Source organism: Pseudobutyrivibrio sp. LB2011 (assembly GCF_000701765.1).
In the GTDB taxonomy this organism is placed as follows: Bacteria; Bacillota; Clostridia; order Lachnospirales; family Lachnospiraceae; genus Pseudobutyrivibrio; species Pseudobutyrivibrio ruminis.
In genome coordinates this window covers 302,642-320,335 of sequence record NZ_JNJS01000001.1, presented here as the reverse complement: position 1 = coordinate 320,335, position 17,694 = coordinate 302,642, and the positions used below count along the sequence as shown (strand labels likewise).

Below are 17,694 nucleotides of genomic sequence, written 5' to 3'. Positions count from 1 at the left end.
TATGCATAACACTGATACAATCAAAAACATATATAGTTTTTTCTTTTTCATTCTTGTCGCTCCTTGTTGTCTTGTCTTATATCTAATCATAACATATGATACAATTCCATTATCAGACTTGAAATTTAACTCAAAGGGTATATACGTTGAAGGATTTTGAAACATTAAAAGAAAAGTGCATAGATGAAGTTACTCACCTGGGAATTAAATTAGGAAATATTTCTTCTTGGAAAATTAACACTAGAGCCAAAACTCGTTGGGGACTTTGTAAATTAAACCCAGATGGTAGCTACTCAATTGAAATAGCTGCCAGGCTTTTAGAAGATGATAGAATATCCGAAACTGCCTGCAAGGAAACTATAATTCATGAATTACTTCATACCTGCAAAGGCTGTATGCGTCATACTGGAAAATGGAAATATTATGCAGAGGTTGTAAACCAAGTGTATGGATACAACATAAAACGCGTTACTGAAGGCAGTGAGAAAGGCATTGAAAACTACGAAAGTAAAGAAATGAATATAAAATATGTCTTCACCTGCGGCAACTGTGGTGCCACAATCTACCGCAAGCGAGACTCTAAATTCACTAGATATTACAGATACTATGGCTGTGCCAGATGCGGCGCAACAGCCTGGTCTAGAAAAACTGTAGGATAATTTATCTATCCTTCTCCAGATATATACATATAGCATACATATCATCAGGAATCCTATATTCTAATGCACCATTTTTTAGAGAAATTTGCTCCTCCTGATATGAGTAATAATTTACTAAATGATAATCACAATTAAGATTTATCTGTACTTGTACCCCTTTGGCTTGATTGAAACCATGGATTACAATATAAGCTTTATTTTCATCTATACTTTCTCTAAAAATTGCCTGCCAGCCTTTTGGATGTCGATAGCTGCTTATCTTATTTCCATAAAAATATGTCTTTCCATCTTTGATTATTGGAGAGATTTTCTTATAAAAGGAAATACCTTCATCTATCACATTCCACTGTGATTCGTCCAATGAACACACGTCACCTGATAGGCACATTCTTCCCAAAAACGTATTTGCGATAGAATAGGCTATTCGCTTCAATGAATCTTCCTGTCTTATAACTGCCCAGATTTGGCTTTGTCTTGGTAGAATCACTCTGTGAAGATTTGCCGCAATAATAGGAATTTCCGAGCACTCATGGGCATCTGAAAATGAGGCCATGCTACAAAGCGACATCATCAATGGTTCAAGTTTATGTCCGCCAGAAGCACAGTTTTCTAATATTATTCCAGGTATTTCTTCTTTTACTTTTTGGATGAACTTAATAGAGTACTCTTGATTTTGGCGAAGACCTTCTCCCAAGGATTCAGCCCCATCACATCCGATTCCAACAGTATCATTGCAATCCATTTTCATGTATTCAAATCCATACTGTTTTAATGTACCAATTACTTTTTCTCTTAGGTATTCCTGCACATATTCCTGACGCAAATCCCAAAATCTTCTCATGGTTGTTGTTAATGGATATCCGTCCCGCTTTAGCAAATGTTCTGTATCATTATAGGCTTTTGATTTTTCTCCAACATTGTCTATTTCGAACCATATGCCCGGCTTCATTCCAGCATCTTTAATAACCTGAACAGTCTTATCTAAGCCATCCTTAAAGAGTTCCTTTGATACGTCATAATCTCCCATAGACACATCCCATGGAATCCCCTCTTGTTTATACCAACCGCAATCAATTACAAAGTACTCGAAGCCCTTGTCTTTAATTGCATTAACTATCTCACATATATTCTCATGACTTGGATTTCCCCACGTGGTGCAATATTCATTAAACATCACAGGCAAGCTCTGTTCTGACTTTGGTCCTTCATTCACCACACTGTTTAATGACGAAGTAAGACGTCTATATACTTCTTCCTCATCATCCTGACATACAGAAATAATTGCTTCAGGAGTATAAAACTCTTCTTGCGGCCTTATTTTTTTAGACCAATGTCCATACTCACGGTCTGCTATACCGCCTGAAATTTGAACGTAATCACCTCTTCTATAAACCTCCATTTGCCATGAAGCATTGTGCATAAGTTGAGCACCCCAAAAGATATGATTTTTTGAATCTTCTAGCACCATGATTGGGAAATATTTATTTACTGGCAATGATCCGATAGACCCGAATCTTTCGCATCTAACAGCATGTCCTCCCCAAGAGGGCTCCAGTTGAAGATCTTCGAGAGAAAGTGTCTCCTTTCTTCCTTCCATACTCCACACACTACGAATCCTATGAAGCTTTAAAGTATCTGCGCCATCTTTCTCCATCAATGGAGAAATCTTTCCCAATGAAAAACTTGAGATTGATTCCAAGGATACTTCTTTGTCACTATTATTCTTAAAACTAGAATATGTTCTAATAACCTTTTCACCCTCTATATATTTAAGATGATGACATAATAAGTACCCTCTTTCATCTTCCAACAGAGTTTTTATCTCCGTTGTATCATCTACAATTTTTACGCTTTGCTCTTTATATTCAAATCCAGTTACTGATGGACTTTGACGCATAGTAACACCAGGAGCGTAGCCGCCATTATATGTATCCCCCATAATCTTAATTTGAACCAGAGAATCAATATATGGTTTTTCTTTTTGGGAGTCAATGTCCTTATATTCGATTCCAGCTGGCAGTAAAACAAGTTCTACATTAGCTGTATTTTCATCAATAAGATATGTTGCCTTCATGTCCCCTAAAACATAAGAGTTTAAAGTTTTCTGCATGATTATCCTTTCACCGCCCCAACGGTCATTCCTTTTATAAAGTATTTTTGTAAGCTTAAAAACAATATAGCAATCGGCATAACGGATATTACAATTGCCGCCATTGCAGTCGTGTAATCACTAGCCTGGGCTGAAAATAATGACTGTATAACAACCGTAAGTGTTTTAAGTTCTTTCTTGATAACATACAAACTAGCTAACATATAATCATTCCAGATTTGAAAAGCTTGCATGATTATTAATGTAGCCATAGCCGGTTTTAAAAGAGGCAATACAACTGTAAAATACGTTCTAATAACTGAACAACCATCAATTCTAGCTGCTTCTTCCAGCTCTATTGGTACCGTGGACATAAAACTAGTCATTAAGAATACACCAAAAGAAATAGCTGTTGCTATATACATAAAAATAATACCAAATCTTGTATTCGTTAAATTCAAATTTGCCCCAATAATGTATATTGGCAAAAATAAAGCTTGAAAAGGAATTAGTATTCCAATAATAAAATATATATAACAGAATTTAAAAAACTTCCCTTTACTTCTAGCAATAGCCCATGCAGTAGCACTACATAATATAGCTAAAACCAATACTGCTATTGCTGTATACAAAAAAGTGTTAGTAAATGTAGTCGCTAAATTAAGCTTCTCAAATGCCTTCTTATAGTTCTCAAATTGAATACTTGAAGGTAATGTTAGTGCATTTGTTAAATACAATTCTTTCTTTGTCTTAAACGAATAATTAAATACAACAAATATAGGAAGAATAAACACTGCTGCAACTATAGTCATTAGTATTTGAGTAATAAGTGTACTTTTTGTATAAGGGATACATGTTTTTTCTGATGGATCTTTTATTTTTTTCATTATTGCTGCACCTCCCTTGACTTAAGTGTCTTAACCTGAATTAAGGCCACCAATAATAATGCAAATACTAAAGTTACTGACATAGCTGAACCATAACCAAACTGTCTTGAACCTATTGCTGTATTATATATTTGTAATATTACTGATGTAGATGAACGTCCAGGTCCTCCACCAGTAGAAGAAACCAATAAGTCATATACCTTAAGTGAACCTGTAGTAATACCTACTACACATATAGTAATGGATGGAGCCAACATAGGAATAGTAATATTAAAAAATCTTGATATGGAACCGGCGCCATCTACTTTTGCAGCCTCATATAATTCAGCTGGAATAGACTGAAGTCCAGCAAGATAAATCAACATCCAATATCCTATCCACTGCCAGTTATTAGCTATTAAAAGTCCGGATAATACTGTCTCACCGCTACCAAATAACAAGAAATTAATATTTGTGCCTAATAATTCATTAATCTCTGGAAGAACATTGGAATACATCTTCAACCAAATAAAACCAACAATAACCGAACTGATAAGACAAGGTATAAAAAACACGGTGCGATATATTTTTTGTGCCTTGATTCCAGAATCCAATGCCACCGCAAATAATAAAGCAAATACATTTTGAATAATCGTATTTCCGATAGTAAATTTTATTGTAAACCACCATGACTGCAAAAAATTAGTATCATGAAATAGATTTATATAGTTTTCTAATCCTACAAAAGGTTTATCTACCGTAAGACCATTCCAACTTGTTAAGGAATATCTAAACGCAAGGATTGTAGGAATAATAATACCGACAGAGAAAATCACAAATCCTGGTATTACTAAAAAAAAGTATTGTCTTTCCAACCTCTTTTGCAATCCATTAGTTTTATTTTTTTTCATATTACACTCTCCAAACTAGTAATCATCGATAAAAATAGCTACAAAAATGGCTGCTGCAAAGGCAGCAGCCATAAACTCAAACTATTCAGCTGAACTTGAACTAACATCAACTCTTGAATCAGAAGCTGCCAAGCAGTCTTCAAATGATTCGTCTCCTAACAACCATGCTGCAATATCTGCTGCATTCTCCTCCTGGAAACCGCCCCATACAAGCTGGTTGTTTCCAAGGTTTACATCAACTACCATGCCCTCAGCTGCATATTTATCAATATCCGCTTGGCTAGGATTTGTAAATGTAGGAGTTACTCCTTCTAGCATTGAAGCTGTCTTTGTATAGTCATAAATCTCAACAGCAAGCTCCTCATCACTTGTAAGTAAATCCAGAACACAGTTAACAGCATCCTGATGTTCTGTAGTAGCACTTGTCATAATTGCAATGTTTGGCTCAAAGATAAGCTTTGAATCACCTGTTTGATTAGGGAATGGGAAAATACCAAAGTCAAAGTTCTCATCAATATCAAGGAAGTTTTGGATTGACCATGAACCTGACACCTTCATAGCTGCTTCACCAAGAACCATCTTTGCATCGCAATCTGTCTGCTCAAGTGAAAATGTTTCTGGGAAAGTATTGTCATAGATTAACTTATTATACTGGTAACATGTCTGTGCTGCCGTATCCTCTGAGAATGAAGTTTTACCTGCTCTAAAATCATCGCCCCAAGTAGGATTATTATTAAATACATCATTCATCATGAACTGCATTGTAACGTTACCAATTGACCATGTATCAACCATATGCGATGCAAATGGTGTAATACCTTTGGCGTTACAATCATCTATAATCGCCTGAAGATCTTCCTGAGTCTTTGGAATCTCCCAGCCATTATCCTTAAACATCTGTCTATTGTAATAAACTCCCTGATACAATGCGTTATAAACTAATCCATAAGTTTTTCCATCAAATGTAACATTCTCATTTGCTGCATCAAGAACACGGTCTGTATACTTACTATCAATCTCTCCAAGAAGACCTAAACTAGAATATGTAGCTACATCTTGACCTTTTCCAATAATGATATCTGGAATACCAGTCTGCATATACTGCTGCATTTTTGGGTGAAACTCTCCATCCCAACCAACACATTCCCACTCTAATGTAATATTTGGATACTTCTCAGCTAATGCCTCATCGATCATATCCTCAATACCTGCATCAGTGGTTGACTGTCCTGCAAGAACAGTCAATGTTACCGGCTCATCAGAGGCTACAGCGGTGTCCCCCGAACCACTTGTAGTCGATGTCTCAGCCCCCTGACTACCACAACCAACAAATAAACTAGCCACCATTGTTGATGCCATAAGCATACTCATCAGTTTTCTTTTCATAATTCCTTCTCCTTTTCTATGTGTTATCGATTACTGATGATGTAATTCTAAATCCTAACGTAAGTTCTCTGTTAGGAATAATTTGAAATAAAAAATTGGATTATTTTGAAATTATTCAAATTGCTTTCTATATTCTCTTGGACTCTTTCCAACAATTTTCTTAAATACTCGATTAAAGTAAGTATAATCGTCATAGCCTACTAAAAAAGCAGCCTCATTATTCTTAATATTTGAATCTCGTAAAAATTCCATAGCCTTTTCTATACGTTTATTAGCAATGTATTGGACAAGGTTAGTTCCTGTTTCCTGTTTAAACACTTTAGAAAAATACGTGCTTTCAACATTAAATTTACTTGCAAGTCCTCCAAGAGTTATATCTTCTGCATAGTATTCGTCTATATACTTTACTGCCTTTTTTACCGTGTCTTTAATTGAACCAACATATAGCTCTGATTGGACGCCAATAACCTCATCCAATAAAGACTGCATAGCCACACTTAGTATTTGAGTATCGAGTTTTTCTACACAGGATTCAATATAGTCAGATAGCTCATAATATGTATCCACATCCTCGCTAGAAGTATTTACTATCGAGTATTCAAGAATTATATTACAAAGCTTTCTAACAACCTGCTTTACTTCTAGAAAGTTCCATCCCTTCTCTTCTATAGATGAAACCCCTATTTCCTCAAATAGTAATTTCTTAAGTCCATTTAAATCCTTGCTCTGTAGCAAGTATTTTATTTGATTTTCCTTATCACCATTAATAATGCTACGCATTTGCTTATGTATTGCTTCTTTTTCTTTTGAAGCAAAGAGTATACAACTTTCTTTATTAAAGCCTCTAGTCATCATTACAGATACAGCTTGCAAATATGCATCCTTTAATGTATCAATACTGTAACTATGCTCACTAACTGCAACTGTAATCGTACTATTTGCCTTCTGTTCCAAATTGCTTATTATGCAAGCTGCCATTCGTCTCAAATCATCGATACCCGCTTCGCTGACAATTATAAATTCATTGTGCCTATAGATATAATTAAAAACGAGAAGATTTTCATCCTTTAGAATCTCTGATAAATAGCTTTTCACCTTATATGAAAGCAAATTAATATCATTAAAATTTTCCTCTATAAGGTCATGCAACTGGTGTATTTTTACAAGCATAATACTGCATCCAGAAGTCTCCACTGAACTACTGGTGATAATAGATGGAGCAAACATGACAGGCTCTTTTTTTATTAATGCACTTAATTCTCTATCCTTGAGGGCAGATGAAGCTTTCAGTATTTGCATTCGGTTTTGTTCTTCATTTGCAAGTATCTCTAGCGCTTTCGAAACAGCTGATACTAAATCTATTTTACTAATAGGTTTTAGTAGATAATTAATAGCACCTGCAACAAGTGAATCCTTAACATATACAAAGTCATCATAACCACTAACAACAAATACCACTATTTGTGGGTATTTTTCTTTTATGAGCTTAATAAGCTCAACACCATTTATATATGGCATATTTACGTCGGTAATAAGAATATTACATTCCTCTGTTTTAACTCTTTCTAAAACTTCCTCACCATCACATGCTGGATTCAAAAACGTAATATTATAGTATGACCAATCAATTATTGTTCTAAATTTTTCCCTAATCCAATACTCGTCATCTGCAACTAGTAGATTATAAGATTTAGCCATTTTAAAATACCTCATCTATTTTCTTTCTAGGAATTTGCAATTTAACCAAAGTCCCCTCATCAAGCTCGCTATAGACTTTTAATCCATATTCTTCACCATATAACATTTTTAATCTGGCATTAATATTGTATATTCCAATAGAGTTTCCCTCTTCTACAAGCACCATATCATTTTCTTTAAGCCGTTTATTCATTTCGGTCGCATCAAAACCAGTACCATTATCCTCAACCTCTATAATTAGGTTTTCATCCTTAATAAAAGCTCTAATACTGATTATCTTATCGCCATGCTTATTTTTAATACCATGATTAATAGCATTTTCTACCAACGGTTGAAGAGATATTCTTGGAATTGTATCTTGTAACACCTCTTCAGCAATATCAAACCTATACTCAACCACATTTCCCATTCTTACATCCATAACAAAGATATAGTTTTTCAAATGATTTATTTCCTGTGCAACTGTCGAATATGGATGCCTCATATCCAAACTATATCTAAATATTCCTGATAAAGATTGGCTTAGTCTGCTAACGATTTCGCAATTTTGAATGCTGGCAATGCTGCTCATTGTATCTAGTGTGTTATAAAGAAAATGCGGATTGATTTGTGCCTGCAACGCCTTATACTCTGCTTTGTTTAGTAATAGTTTATTCTCATACTCTTTACCAATTAGATTTTCAATTTCATCAAGCATGTGATTAAACTCACTACCAAGCTGTCCAATTTCATCTGGCCCTGTATAATTTACCCTTAGTTTAGTGTCACCATCGCTAATTTGCGAAACCGTACTCGTTAGCTTTTCTAATGGCTTCGCTAATGTTTTGGTTACGTATAAGAATAAAACAATTAAAACACCAGATAACACCAATACTATTAAAAGCATATTTCTTCTTAAAATTACCTGGTTTTGTTGTAATAAGCTCTTAGGCATTATTGTATAAGCTGTTAAGTTATACTTCTTCTGACTTACAGAAAACAAAACATTGCTGCCTTCAACAAGACTATCCGGCTCTGCCACTTCTGAAGCTTCAACCTTGCTACTAACAGCTTCGAATATGTCTTGATTAACACCTGCCGGATTATCCATAACATACAGCACCAAATCACTGAAAGGCTGGATCCAGACGTAGGTGTTATCGCTAATTACATATTTTCTCATTATCTTATCAATAGCTTTTGTATCTATATCGCACACAACATATCCCACTTGCTCTTCTAGCTTATTGATATTATGAATCTTAACTACAAACCTTATGATATTTCTATTAAGCGCCTGATTATAATATCCAGAAATGAGCATCTGATTATCATCAGAACCAACATATTCCTTTACCTTGGCTGAATTATACTGTTCTTCATTAACATAAATATCTTTGGGATAATTATGACGAGGAGTAGAAAATTTACGATACACACTAACTGTTTCATTATCATCTGTATACAGATATAGAGCTAGCGTGCCTTTTTCCAAAAGTGAAGTACTAGTAACAAGCTCTTTTGCACGAGAATAATACACTTCTCTAAGAGTGTTTATATCCTTATCTTGGCTGATATCTCGTAAGAATTCCTTGTCATTATAAATATCTATAATGTCAGACTCGATTCCAAAAAAATAGGTATACAATTCATTTTGCATATTCTGCAGCGAATTGTAACTTTCCATTTCAGCTTGTTTATAAATAAGGGATTCTGATGCATTCGCAAACAGAATTGTTTGAATCAATAGAGCACCATATGTACAACATAGGCACATAATAAGAATTTTTGTACGAAGCTTTAGTTTCATCCCCACAATTCCCCCTTCTCCGTAGCCTTAGTATAACATAAAAAGCACCGCTTTCATTATATCTGAAAACGATGCCTTCTGTTTACACAAATTGCTCAAATACTTTTTCAATCTTCTCTTTGAACAAATCGATGTCCTGTTCATTTATCACAAGTGGTGGAAGCAAACGTAGTACATCAGCACCTGCTGAAAGTACAACCAAATGCTGCTCTAACAATGCTTTACTTACAACCTCTTTTACCGGAATTGTAAGCACAAGTCCCTGCATCAAGCCCATACCTCTTCGTTCTGTAATAAAATCGTATTTATTAACAAGATTATCAAGAACCTGCTCCAAATAAGGTGTAATCTCCTTTACATGGTCGATAAGTTTATAATCCTCAAACATATCAAACACTTGAGAAACTGCTGCAGTACAAAGTGGATTGCCACCATAGGTTGTGCCATGATCTCCCGGCTCCAGAGAGCTCTGGGCCACCTTGTCTGTAACGGCAAATGCTCCAATTGGAACACCGTTACCAAGTGCCTTTGCAGTGGTGAGAACATCAGGCTTAATACCATACTGTTGGAACGCATACATGCTTCCTGTTCGTCCCATACCGCACTGGACTTCATCGAGAATCAAAAGAATATCTTCCTCGTCGCATAGCTCACGCACTTTCTTCAAGAAAGTCTCCTCCGCTGGATATAGACCGCCCTCTCCCTGAACAGTCTCCATTATAATGGCGCATGTCTTATCACTAAGATTTGCAAGGACACTACCGAAGTCATTAAATGTTGCAAATTTAACTCCAGCCATCAAAGGGTAAAAAGGCTCTCTATAGTGGTCAGTTCCAGTTACTGAAAGTGAACCAACTGTTCTACCGTGGAATGAATTCTCCATGGCAATGATTTCATAATCCCCTGGGCCTTTCTTCGTATATGCGTATTTCTTTGCAGTCTTAAGTGCACCTTCTATTGCTTCTGCACCTGAATTAGTAAAAAATACTTTGTCCATTCCAGATGCCTTTGTCAGTTTTTGGGCTGCCTCTATCATAGGTACATGATAATAAAGGTTTGATGTATGAGTAATACGTTTTAATTGAGTTGTAAGTGCAGCCTCATAATCCTCATTACCATATCCAAAAGCCATAACCCCTATTCCAGATGCGAAATCCAAATATTTCTCGTCTAACTCATCATATAAATACACACCTTTTCCATAGTCAAATATAACTGGAAATCTATTATATACGTGTAATAAACAGTTATCCGCTGCCTCTATATATTCCTTTTTATTCATTGTAGTACCTCGTGTCCTTATCTCCGATAATTGCTGTTCCAATTCCCTTGTTAGTAAAGATTTCAAGAAGAAGGCAATGAGCTATTCTTCCATCCAAAATATGCACACGGCTAACTCCCTGTTCGATGGCTTCTATGCAATTGTTAAGCTTTGGAAGCATTCCGCCACCAATGTATCCGTCCCCAATTAAATCCTTTGCTTCCTCAACTGTAAGCTCGGAAATAAGTGAATCTGGATCATCTTTATCCTTATAAACTCCCTCGATATCTGTAAGAAATGCAAGCTTCTCTGCGTTTACCGCTTTTGCGATAGCACATGCAGCATCATCTGCATTAATATTATATGTAACAAAGTTCTCATCCATTCCAATAGGGCAAACGATTGGAAGGAAATCATTTTCAAGCAAATCCATAATAATCTTTGGATTAACCTCTGTAATTTCTCCTACAAAGCCAATATCCTGGCCATCGGAAAGCTTCTTTTGAACCTTTAATAGTCCGCCATCTTTTCCAGATACGCCAACTGCATTAACACCAAGAGACTGGACATTCTGAACAAGAGATTTATTAACCTTGTTTAAAACCATTTCTGCAATTTCCATTGTGGCTTCATCTGTTTTACGAAGTCCGTTAATAAATTCAGGCTCCATTCCTGTCTTCTCAACCCAACGGCTGATTTCCTTGCCACCACCATGTACGATGATTGGCTTGAAACCAACAAGCTTAAGCAAAGTCACATCCTGGATAACCTGCTTTTTAAGCTCCTCATCAATCATGGCGCTTCCACCATATTTAACAACAATAATCTTACGATTAAAACGCTGAATATATGGCAACGCCTCTATTAAAACCTCCGCCTTGTCCATAACCGCTAACATGCTCTTGTCCATTGTGTTTTCCTCCCAGTTTTATTATGAGCGATAATCTGCATTAATCTTTACGTAATCATAGGTCAAATCACAGCCCCATGCTGTAGCCTCTGCATCACCTTCATGCATATCTACAAATACTGTAACAGCATCAGCCTTCATGATTTTAAGGGCCTCTTCCTCATCGAATACAATAGGTGTTCCCTTATCAAAAACCTTTAACTCTCCATTTGCACTTTTGAAGAAAAGCTCCACATCATTCTGATCAAAATCTGCTCCAGAATATCCCATTGCACAAAGGAAACGACCAAAGTTTGCATCACATCCAAAGATTGCAGCTTTTGAAAGATTTGAACCAACTATTGCACGTGCCAATGTCTTTGCATCTTCTTTCGACTTGGCATTTACGATAGTAGCCTCGAAAAGCTTGCTTGCACCCTCTCCATCAGCAGCCATTGTTTTAGCAAGACTAGTACAAACATAAGAAAGGGCTTCTTTAAAAGCTTCATAGCTTTCATCTTTAGATGTAATTTTCTTGTTGCCAGCTAAACCATTTGCCATGCAGATAAGTGTGTCATTTGTGGATGTATCTCCATCAACTGTAATCATGTTAAAGCTATCTGCAACCACATCGCTGACTGCTTCCTGCAGAAGCGCCTTTTCAATATCAAGATCTGTGCCAAGGAAAGCAAGCATTGTACACATATTAGGATGAATCATTCCTGAGCCTTTGCTCATTCCACCAAGCTTTACTTCTACACCATCTATCTCAAATGAAACTGCAATCTCCTTATTTACAGTATCAGTAGTCATGATTGCTTTTGATGCTTCTGTTCCTGCATTTACACTTCCATCAAGCTTTGGTGCCATAGCTTTTACACCAGCCACAAGCTTATCAACAGGAAGCTGCATTCCGATTACACCAGTAGATGCCACTGCTACAGTATCGTAAGGTACACCAAGAACCTCCTGAACACCTCTTGCCGTAGCTTCACATGCATTAAAGCCTTCCTGACCTGTACAGGCATTTGCAATACCTGAATTTATAACAACTGCCTGAACTGGCTTGTCAGATTTTACAATCTTCATATCCCACTGAACACATGCCGCCTTTACCACATTAGTTGTGAATGTTCCAGCAGATACACATGGCACCTTCGAATAAACCATTGCCATGTCAGTACGTCCCTGATATTTAATCCCTGCTGCTGTGCTTGCTGCCTCAAAACCTTGTGCCGCTGTTATGCCACCATCTATAACCTTCATTACATGTACTCCTTAACTATTAAATTTGATTATATTCTCGTCATTTAAAACAAAATCGTATGTGTTGTAATCTTCACGCTCTCTCCATCCCTCTGCATGCCAGAAATGATTTCCAATTTCATTTCCAGAAAAGGCAACCAACTGAACCTTATTGATTCCTTCGTTTTTCAGACGAACCATTGCCGATGTAACCATAGCTTTACCTATACCGTGTTTGCGATAATCCTCATGAACACAAACATGATAAAAGCTTCCATGACGACCATCATGTCCAGCAAGAATAGAACCAACTATTTTGCCATCTACAACTGCAACTACAGATGTGTTTGGATTTCTCTTAATGAACTTTAAGATTCCCTCTTTTGAATCATCAAGGCTTCGCATTGCAAATCCATGAATTGTTGTCCAAAGTTCATAAACCTCTTCATAATCAGACTCTTCCATGGTGCGAATTTGATACTCTGTATATACACCTAAATCCATAGAAATCTTAAAATTTTCCTGTACAACCATACTTACTACCCCTATTACCTATGGGAACATTGGTGCAAAATCAAGTCCCATCTTCTCATCTAAACCAAAAATAATATTCATGTTCTGAACAGCCTGTCCTGCAGCGCCCTTAACAAGATTATCAAGAGCACCCATCATAACGATTCGGCCTGTTCTTTCATCAATCTTGCAGCTAACATCTACAAAATTACTTCCTTCAACCCACTTTGTTTCAGGACACTCACCATACTCAAGAACTCTCACAAAGAACTCATCATCGTACATGTCGTGGTAGGCCTTCATTACCTGCTCTTTTGTAGGAAGCTTTCCATCCTTTTTAACAAGTGTTGCATACTCTGTAGCAAGAATGCCTCTATTCATAGGAACCAGATGTGGAGTGAAATTAATCATAATCTCCTGGCCGCATGCATATCCAAGCTGCTCTTCAATTTCAGGTGTGTGGCGATGAGATGTAACTCCATATGCCTTAATGCTTTCATTTACTTCGCAATAAAGATTAGGAAGCTTTGCTCCACGTCCTGCACCACTGGTTCCTGACTTTGCATCAACAATCAAAGTAGATGGATCAATCAGTCCTGCCTTAACAAGTGGATAAGCTGTAAGTATCGAGCATGTTGTGTAGCAACCAGGATTTGCAATAAGTCTTGCTCCTACTTCCTTATCTCTATTGATTTCACAAAGACCATACACTGCTTCCTCAATAAACTGAGGACTCTTGTGCTCAATGCCATACCACTTTTCATATGTAGCAACATCCTTAATACGATAATCAGCAGATAAATCGATTACTTTACAATTGCTAAGAATTTCTTCTGTAAGAACACCTGCTAAATATCCCTGAGGGGTTGCTGTAAAAATAACATCTACTTGCTTTGAAAGCTCAAGAATATTATCATCCAAGCATTTATCATCTACCAAGGTGAACATGTTCTTATATATAGAAGCAAATCTCTCATCCACATATGAACGTGAGCCATACCATACTATTTCAGCCTCTGGATGACTATATAGAATTCTTACTATTTCTGCTCCAGCATATCCTGTAGCACCGATAATACCTACTTTAATCATAATTATGCATTTCCTTCTCTGTTATTTTTGTACAACTGCATTCATTGTATAACTTTACTTTTACGAAGTAAAGTGTTGTAGCGTAAAAATATGAATTAATATTGCATAAATATACATTAAATATTTCGGTATTTCAACGTTAAAATTAACTAAATTTATTTTTATGCTATTTTCATGTATAATTAACCCTTGAATTTATCACTTTATTGTAGTACAGTATTTTCAGACTATAGAACAATAAATTCAAAAGGAGATATACATTATGGCACAGGAAAAAGTTGTACTTGCATATTCAGGTGGTCTAGATACCACAGCTATCATTCCATGGCTTAAGGAAAACTATGGATACGAAGTAATCTGCTGCTGTATCGATTGCGGACAGGGCGAGGAATTGGATGGCCTTTCAGAAAGAGCAAAAGCATCTGGCGCTTCTAAATTATATATAGAAGATATTGTTGACGATTTCTGCGACAACTACATCGTACCTTGTGTACAGGCAGGCGCTATTTACGAAAACAAATACTTACTTGGAACTGCTATGGCTCGTCCAGGTATTGCTGCAAAGCTTGTTGAAATTGCCAGAAAAGAAGGAGCTGTTGCTATCTGCCATGGTGCTACAGGAAAAGGAAACGATCAGATTCGTTTCGAGCTTGGAATCAAAGCCCTTGCACCAGACATCAAAGTAATTGCTCCATGGAGAAGTGATAAGTGGAAGCTTCAGTCTCGTCAGGATGAAATCGACTACTGTAAAGCTCATGGAATTAATCTTCCGTTCTCTACAGATCAATCATACAGCCGTGACAGAAACCTCTGGCACATCAGCCACGAAGGCCTTGAGCTTGAAGATCCATCTCAGGAACCAAACTACGAGCACTTACTCATGCTCACTACTCCACCTGAGAAGGCTCCAGACAAGCCTGAATATGTCACAATGACTTTCGAAAAGGGTGTTCCAACATCAGTTAATGGAAAGAAAATGAAGGTATCAGATATCATCAAGGAATTAAATGAAATTGGTGGTAGAAACGGGGTTGGTATTGTAGATATAGTAGAAAACCGTGTTGTAGGTATGAAGTCTCGTGGCGTTTACGAGACACCAGGCGGCACTATCCTCATGGAGGCACACGCTCAGCTTGAAGAGCTTTGTCTCGACCGCGCGACAATGGAAATGAAAAAAGAAATGGGTGCCAAGCTTGCACAGGTTTGCTACGAAGGAAAATGGTTCACACCACTTTGCGACGCCATCCAGGCATTCGTAAAGTCTACACAAGAATACGTAACAGGCGAAGTTAAGTTCAAGCTCTACAAAGGCAACATCATCAAGGCCGGCACAACTTCACCATACTCACTCTACTCAGAGTCACTTGCATCCTTCACAACTGGCGACCTTTACGATCACCACGACGCCGAAGGCTTCATCACACTTTGGGGCCTCCCACTCAAGGTCCGCGCCATGAAGCTTGCCGAAAACCAAAAGACTAAGTAAAACATAGGTACCCCAGGCCACCCCAACGGGGCCTGGGGTAGCTGTTTTACTCCACGTCTTGGAGAGCCGCAAAGTCTTCTTCGCCGGTGCGGATCTTAACTACCTGCTCCACGTCGTAGACGAATATTTTGCCGTCGCCGATGTGGCCAGTGTAAAGGACCTTCTTGGCGGTGTCGATTACCTGCTGTACAGGTACTTTGCAAACTACTACGTCTACACGGATTTTAGGTAGAAGGGCTGGCTCAAGGGCTACGCCTCTGTAGTACTCTGGTGCGCCTTTCTGGACACCACATCCCATAACGTGAGATACAGTCATTCCTGTAATTCCAAGTTTCATAAGTGAGTTCTTAAGCTTTTCAAGGTTACGCTCCTTGCAAAGAATTTCAATCTTAGTCATTCTAGGCTTGCCAGCTGAAGTGATTTGTGATGGAGCGTACTCTACTTCTACTGCCTCATCAAGTGAAGCAAGTCCTGCTGCTTCAAGTGTTTCTGTGATGAGGTTAGCTGTCTCATCGTCAAGCTCATCAGTATCAAAGTCGTCTTCAAGCATGTTGAATCCAGAGTATGCAGATGGTAAACCATGCTCTGTTCTGTCTAAGCCTACGATTTCCTCTTCTGCTGATGCACGAAGACCGATTGTAGCTTTGATTACCGAAAATGCGATAGTGATTGTTACTGCTGCCCAAGCGCCTACTGTTAATACGCCAAGTAACTGTATGCCTAATAACTTAAATCCTCCCCCATAAAAAAGACCAGCTAATTCGCTTTGTGGTGCTGATGTTGTTGCGAAAAGTCCAACTGCGATTGTTCCCCAAATACCATTCATCATGTGGACTGCAACTGCTCCAACTGGATCATCAACACGAAGCTTGTTGTCTAAAAGCCACACACCGAAAACTACTAAAAATCCAGAAACAATACCGATTATGATTGCACCAAGTGCATCTGTTACGTCGCATGGGGCTGTGATAGCTACAAGACCAGCTAAAGAAGCATTTAATGACATAGATACATCTGGCTTGCCATATTTAATCCATGTATAAGCCATTGTTGTTACTGTTGCAACGGCTGGTGCAATTGTTGTAGTTACAAAGATTGATGCGAGCTGCTCAAGTGATGTTGCAGCTGCTCCGTTGAAACCATACCAACCAAGCCAAAGGATAAATACACCAAGTGCACCAAGTGCAATGTTGTGTCCTGGGAATGCATTTACCTTCTTAATCTTGCCTTTGCTGTCACGTGTAAATTTACCAATTCTAGGTCCAAGGATTTTTGCACCAATAAGGGCGCAGATACCACCTACCATGTGTATTGCACATGAACCTGCGAAATCATGGAAGCCAATCTGAGAAAGCCAGCCACCACCCCAAATCCAATGAGCCTCAATTGGATAAATTACAAGTGAAATAATTCCAGAATATACACAGTAGCTGATAAACTTTGTTCTTTCAGCCATAGCACCACTTACGATTGTTGCTGTTGTAGCACAGAACACAAGGTTGAATACAAAATTACTCCAATCGAAGTTTGCGTAGTCTGTAAATATGCCAAGTGTTGGTCTACCTACTAATCCAAAGAGACAATCCTCTCCAAACATAAGACCAAATCCTAAAACAATAAACATTACTGTACCAATACAGAAATCCATCAAGTTTTTCATAATGATGTTTCCTGTATTTTTTGCTCTGGTAAAACCAGCCTCTACCATTGCAAATCCCGCTTGCATCCAAAATACAAGGGCAGCTCCTATAAGGAACCAGACTCCAAATAACATGCTTGAATAAGCTTCCATAATATTTTCCTCCTTGGG

The 17,694-nt window shown here is 37.6% G+C and carries 14 protein-coding genes; 2 read left to right on the top strand and 12 right to left on the bottom strand.

Annotation, left to right across the window (positions count from 1 at the left end; translation table 11 throughout):
- Window positions 1–146 precede the first annotated feature (146 nt).
- Window positions 147–659 carry a SprT-like domain-containing protein gene (locus T375_RS13035; RefSeq protein ID WP_049960233.1) on the top strand — a complete coding sequence of 171 codons (513 nt, stop codon included), beginning with the start codon at window positions 147–149 and terminating at the stop codon, window positions 657–659.
- Between the two features lies 1 nt (window position 660).
- Here T375_RS13035 and T375_RS01375 read toward each other — a convergent pair whose 3' ends face one another.
- From T375_RS01375 to argC, 11 genes are all read right to left on the bottom strand, one after another.
- Window positions 661–2,769: a glycoside hydrolase family 36 protein gene (locus T375_RS01375; RefSeq protein WP_044934030.1), complete on the bottom strand. Its 2,109-nt coding sequence runs from the start codon at window positions 2,767–2,769 to the stop codon at window positions 661–663.
- A gap of 2 nt (window positions 2,770–2,771) precedes the next feature.
- On the bottom strand, window positions 2,772–3,635 hold the full coding sequence (locus T375_RS01370; RefSeq protein ID WP_044934028.1) for a carbohydrate ABC transporter permease: 864 nt from the start codon (window positions 3,633–3,635) through the stop codon (window positions 2,772–2,774).
- A complete protein-coding gene (locus T375_RS01365) occupies window positions 3,635–4,525 on the bottom strand; it encodes a carbohydrate ABC transporter permease (protein WP_049960232.1) in 891 nt (296 codons plus the stop codon). Before T375_RS01365 ends, T375_RS01370 begins: the two co-directional genes overlap by 1 nt.
- 81 nt (window positions 4,526–4,606) lie before the next feature.
- A complete protein-coding gene (locus T375_RS01360; protein ID WP_044934026.1) occupies window positions 4,607–5,911 on the bottom strand; it encodes an ABC transporter substrate-binding protein in 1,305 nt (434 codons plus the stop codon).
- A 111-nt stretch (window positions 5,912–6,022) separates the two neighbouring features.
- Window positions 6,023–7,609, bottom strand: coding sequence for a response regulator (locus tag T375_RS01355; protein WP_044934024.1), 1,587 nt, complete (start codon window positions 7,607–7,609; stop codon window positions 6,023–6,025).
- Between the two features lies 1 nt (window position 7,610).
- Entirely contained in the window at window positions 7,611–9,398 is a 1,788-nt protein-coding gene (locus tag T375_RS01350; protein WP_044934022.1) for a sensor histidine kinase, read from the bottom strand.
- A gap of 82 nt (window positions 9,399–9,480) precedes the next feature.
- Window positions 9,481–10,680: an aspartate aminotransferase family protein gene (locus tag T375_RS01345; RefSeq protein ID WP_044934020.1), complete on the bottom strand. Its 1,200-nt coding sequence runs from the start codon at window positions 10,678–10,680 to the stop codon at window positions 9,481–9,483.
- On the bottom strand, window positions 10,673–11,569 hold the full coding sequence (gene argB, locus T375_RS01340) for an acetylglutamate kinase (protein ID WP_033153932.1): 897 nt from the start codon (window positions 11,567–11,569) through the stop codon (window positions 10,673–10,675). Before argB ends, T375_RS01345 begins: the two co-directional genes overlap by 8 nt.
- Before the next feature lie 21 nt (window positions 11,570–11,590).
- Window positions 11,591–12,814, bottom strand: coding sequence for a bifunctional glutamate N-acetyltransferase/amino-acid acetyltransferase ArgJ (argJ, locus tag T375_RS01335; protein WP_044934018.1), 1,224 nt, complete (start codon window positions 12,812–12,814; stop codon window positions 11,591–11,593).
- Between the two features lie 12 nt (window positions 12,815–12,826).
- Window positions 12,827–13,327 (bottom strand): GNAT family N-acetyltransferase, encoded by a 501-nt coding sequence (locus T375_RS01330; protein WP_242839250.1) that lies wholly within the window; start codon window positions 13,325–13,327, stop codon window positions 12,827–12,829.
- An 18-nt stretch (window positions 13,328–13,345) separates the two neighbouring features.
- Window positions 13,346–14,398 (bottom strand): N-acetyl-gamma-glutamyl-phosphate reductase, encoded by a 1,053-nt coding sequence (gene argC, locus T375_RS01325; protein WP_044934016.1) that lies wholly within the window; start codon window positions 14,396–14,398, stop codon window positions 13,346–13,348.
- A gap of 262 nt (window positions 14,399–14,660) precedes the next feature.
- Between argC and T375_RS01320 the strand changes: the two genes are divergently transcribed.
- Window positions 14,661–15,884: an argininosuccinate synthase gene (locus tag T375_RS01320; protein WP_044934013.1), complete on the top strand. Its 1,224-nt coding sequence runs from the start codon at window positions 14,661–14,663 to the stop codon at window positions 15,882–15,884.
- 46 nt (window positions 15,885–15,930) lie between these two features.
- On the opposite strand, the gene T375_RS01315 is transcribed toward T375_RS01320, so the two are convergent.
- Entirely contained in the window at window positions 15,931–17,676 is a 1,746-nt protein-coding gene (locus T375_RS01315; RefSeq protein WP_155952393.1) for an ammonium transporter, read from the bottom strand.
- Window positions 17,677–17,694: the final 18 nt, after the last annotated feature.

Coding starts and splice junctions, on each gene's coding strand:
- T375_RS01375 (WP_044934030.1), bottom strand. CDS start 2,769: ATGCAGAAAACTTTAAACTCTTATGTTTTAGGGGACATGAAGGCAACA.
- T375_RS01370 (WP_044934028.1), bottom strand. CDS start 3,635: ATGAAAAAAATAAAAGATCCATCAGAAAAAACATGTATCCCTTATACA.
- T375_RS01365 (WP_049960232.1), bottom strand. CDS start 4,525: ATGAAAAAAAATAAAACTAATGGATTGCAAAAGAGGTTGGAAAGACAA.
- T375_RS01360 (WP_044934026.1), bottom strand. CDS start 5,911: ATGAAAAGAAAACTGATGAGTATGCTTATGGCATCAACAATGGTGGCT.
- T375_RS01355 (WP_044934024.1), bottom strand. CDS start 7,609: ATGGCTAAATCTTATAATCTACTAGTTGCAGATGACGAGTATTGGATT.
- T375_RS01350 (WP_044934022.1), bottom strand. CDS start 9,398: ATGAAACTAAAGCTTCGTACAAAAATTCTTATTATGTGCCTATGTTGT.
- T375_RS01345 (WP_044934020.1), bottom strand. CDS start 10,680: ATGAATAAAAAGGAATATATAGAGGCAGCGGATAACTGTTTATTACAC.
- argB (WP_033153932.1), bottom strand. CDS start 11,569: ATGGACAAGAGCATGTTAGCGGTTATGGACAAGGCGGAGGTTTTAATA.
- argJ (WP_044934018.1), bottom strand. CDS start 12,814: ATGAAGGTTATAGATGGTGGCATAACAGCGGCACAAGGTTTTGAGGCA.
- T375_RS01330 (WP_242839250.1), bottom strand. CDS start 13,327: ATGGTTGTACAGGAAAATTTTAAGATTTCTATGGATTTAGGTGTATAT.
- argC (WP_044934016.1), bottom strand. CDS start 14,398: ATGATTAAAGTAGGTATTATCGGTGCTACAGGATATGCTGGAGCAGAA.
- T375_RS01320 (WP_044934013.1), top strand. CDS start 14,661: ATGGCACAGGAAAAAGTTGTACTTGCATATTCAGGTGGTCTAGATACC.
- T375_RS01315 (WP_155952393.1), bottom strand. CDS start 17,676: ATGGAAGCTTATTCAAGCATGTTATTTGGAGTCTGGTTCCTTATAGGA.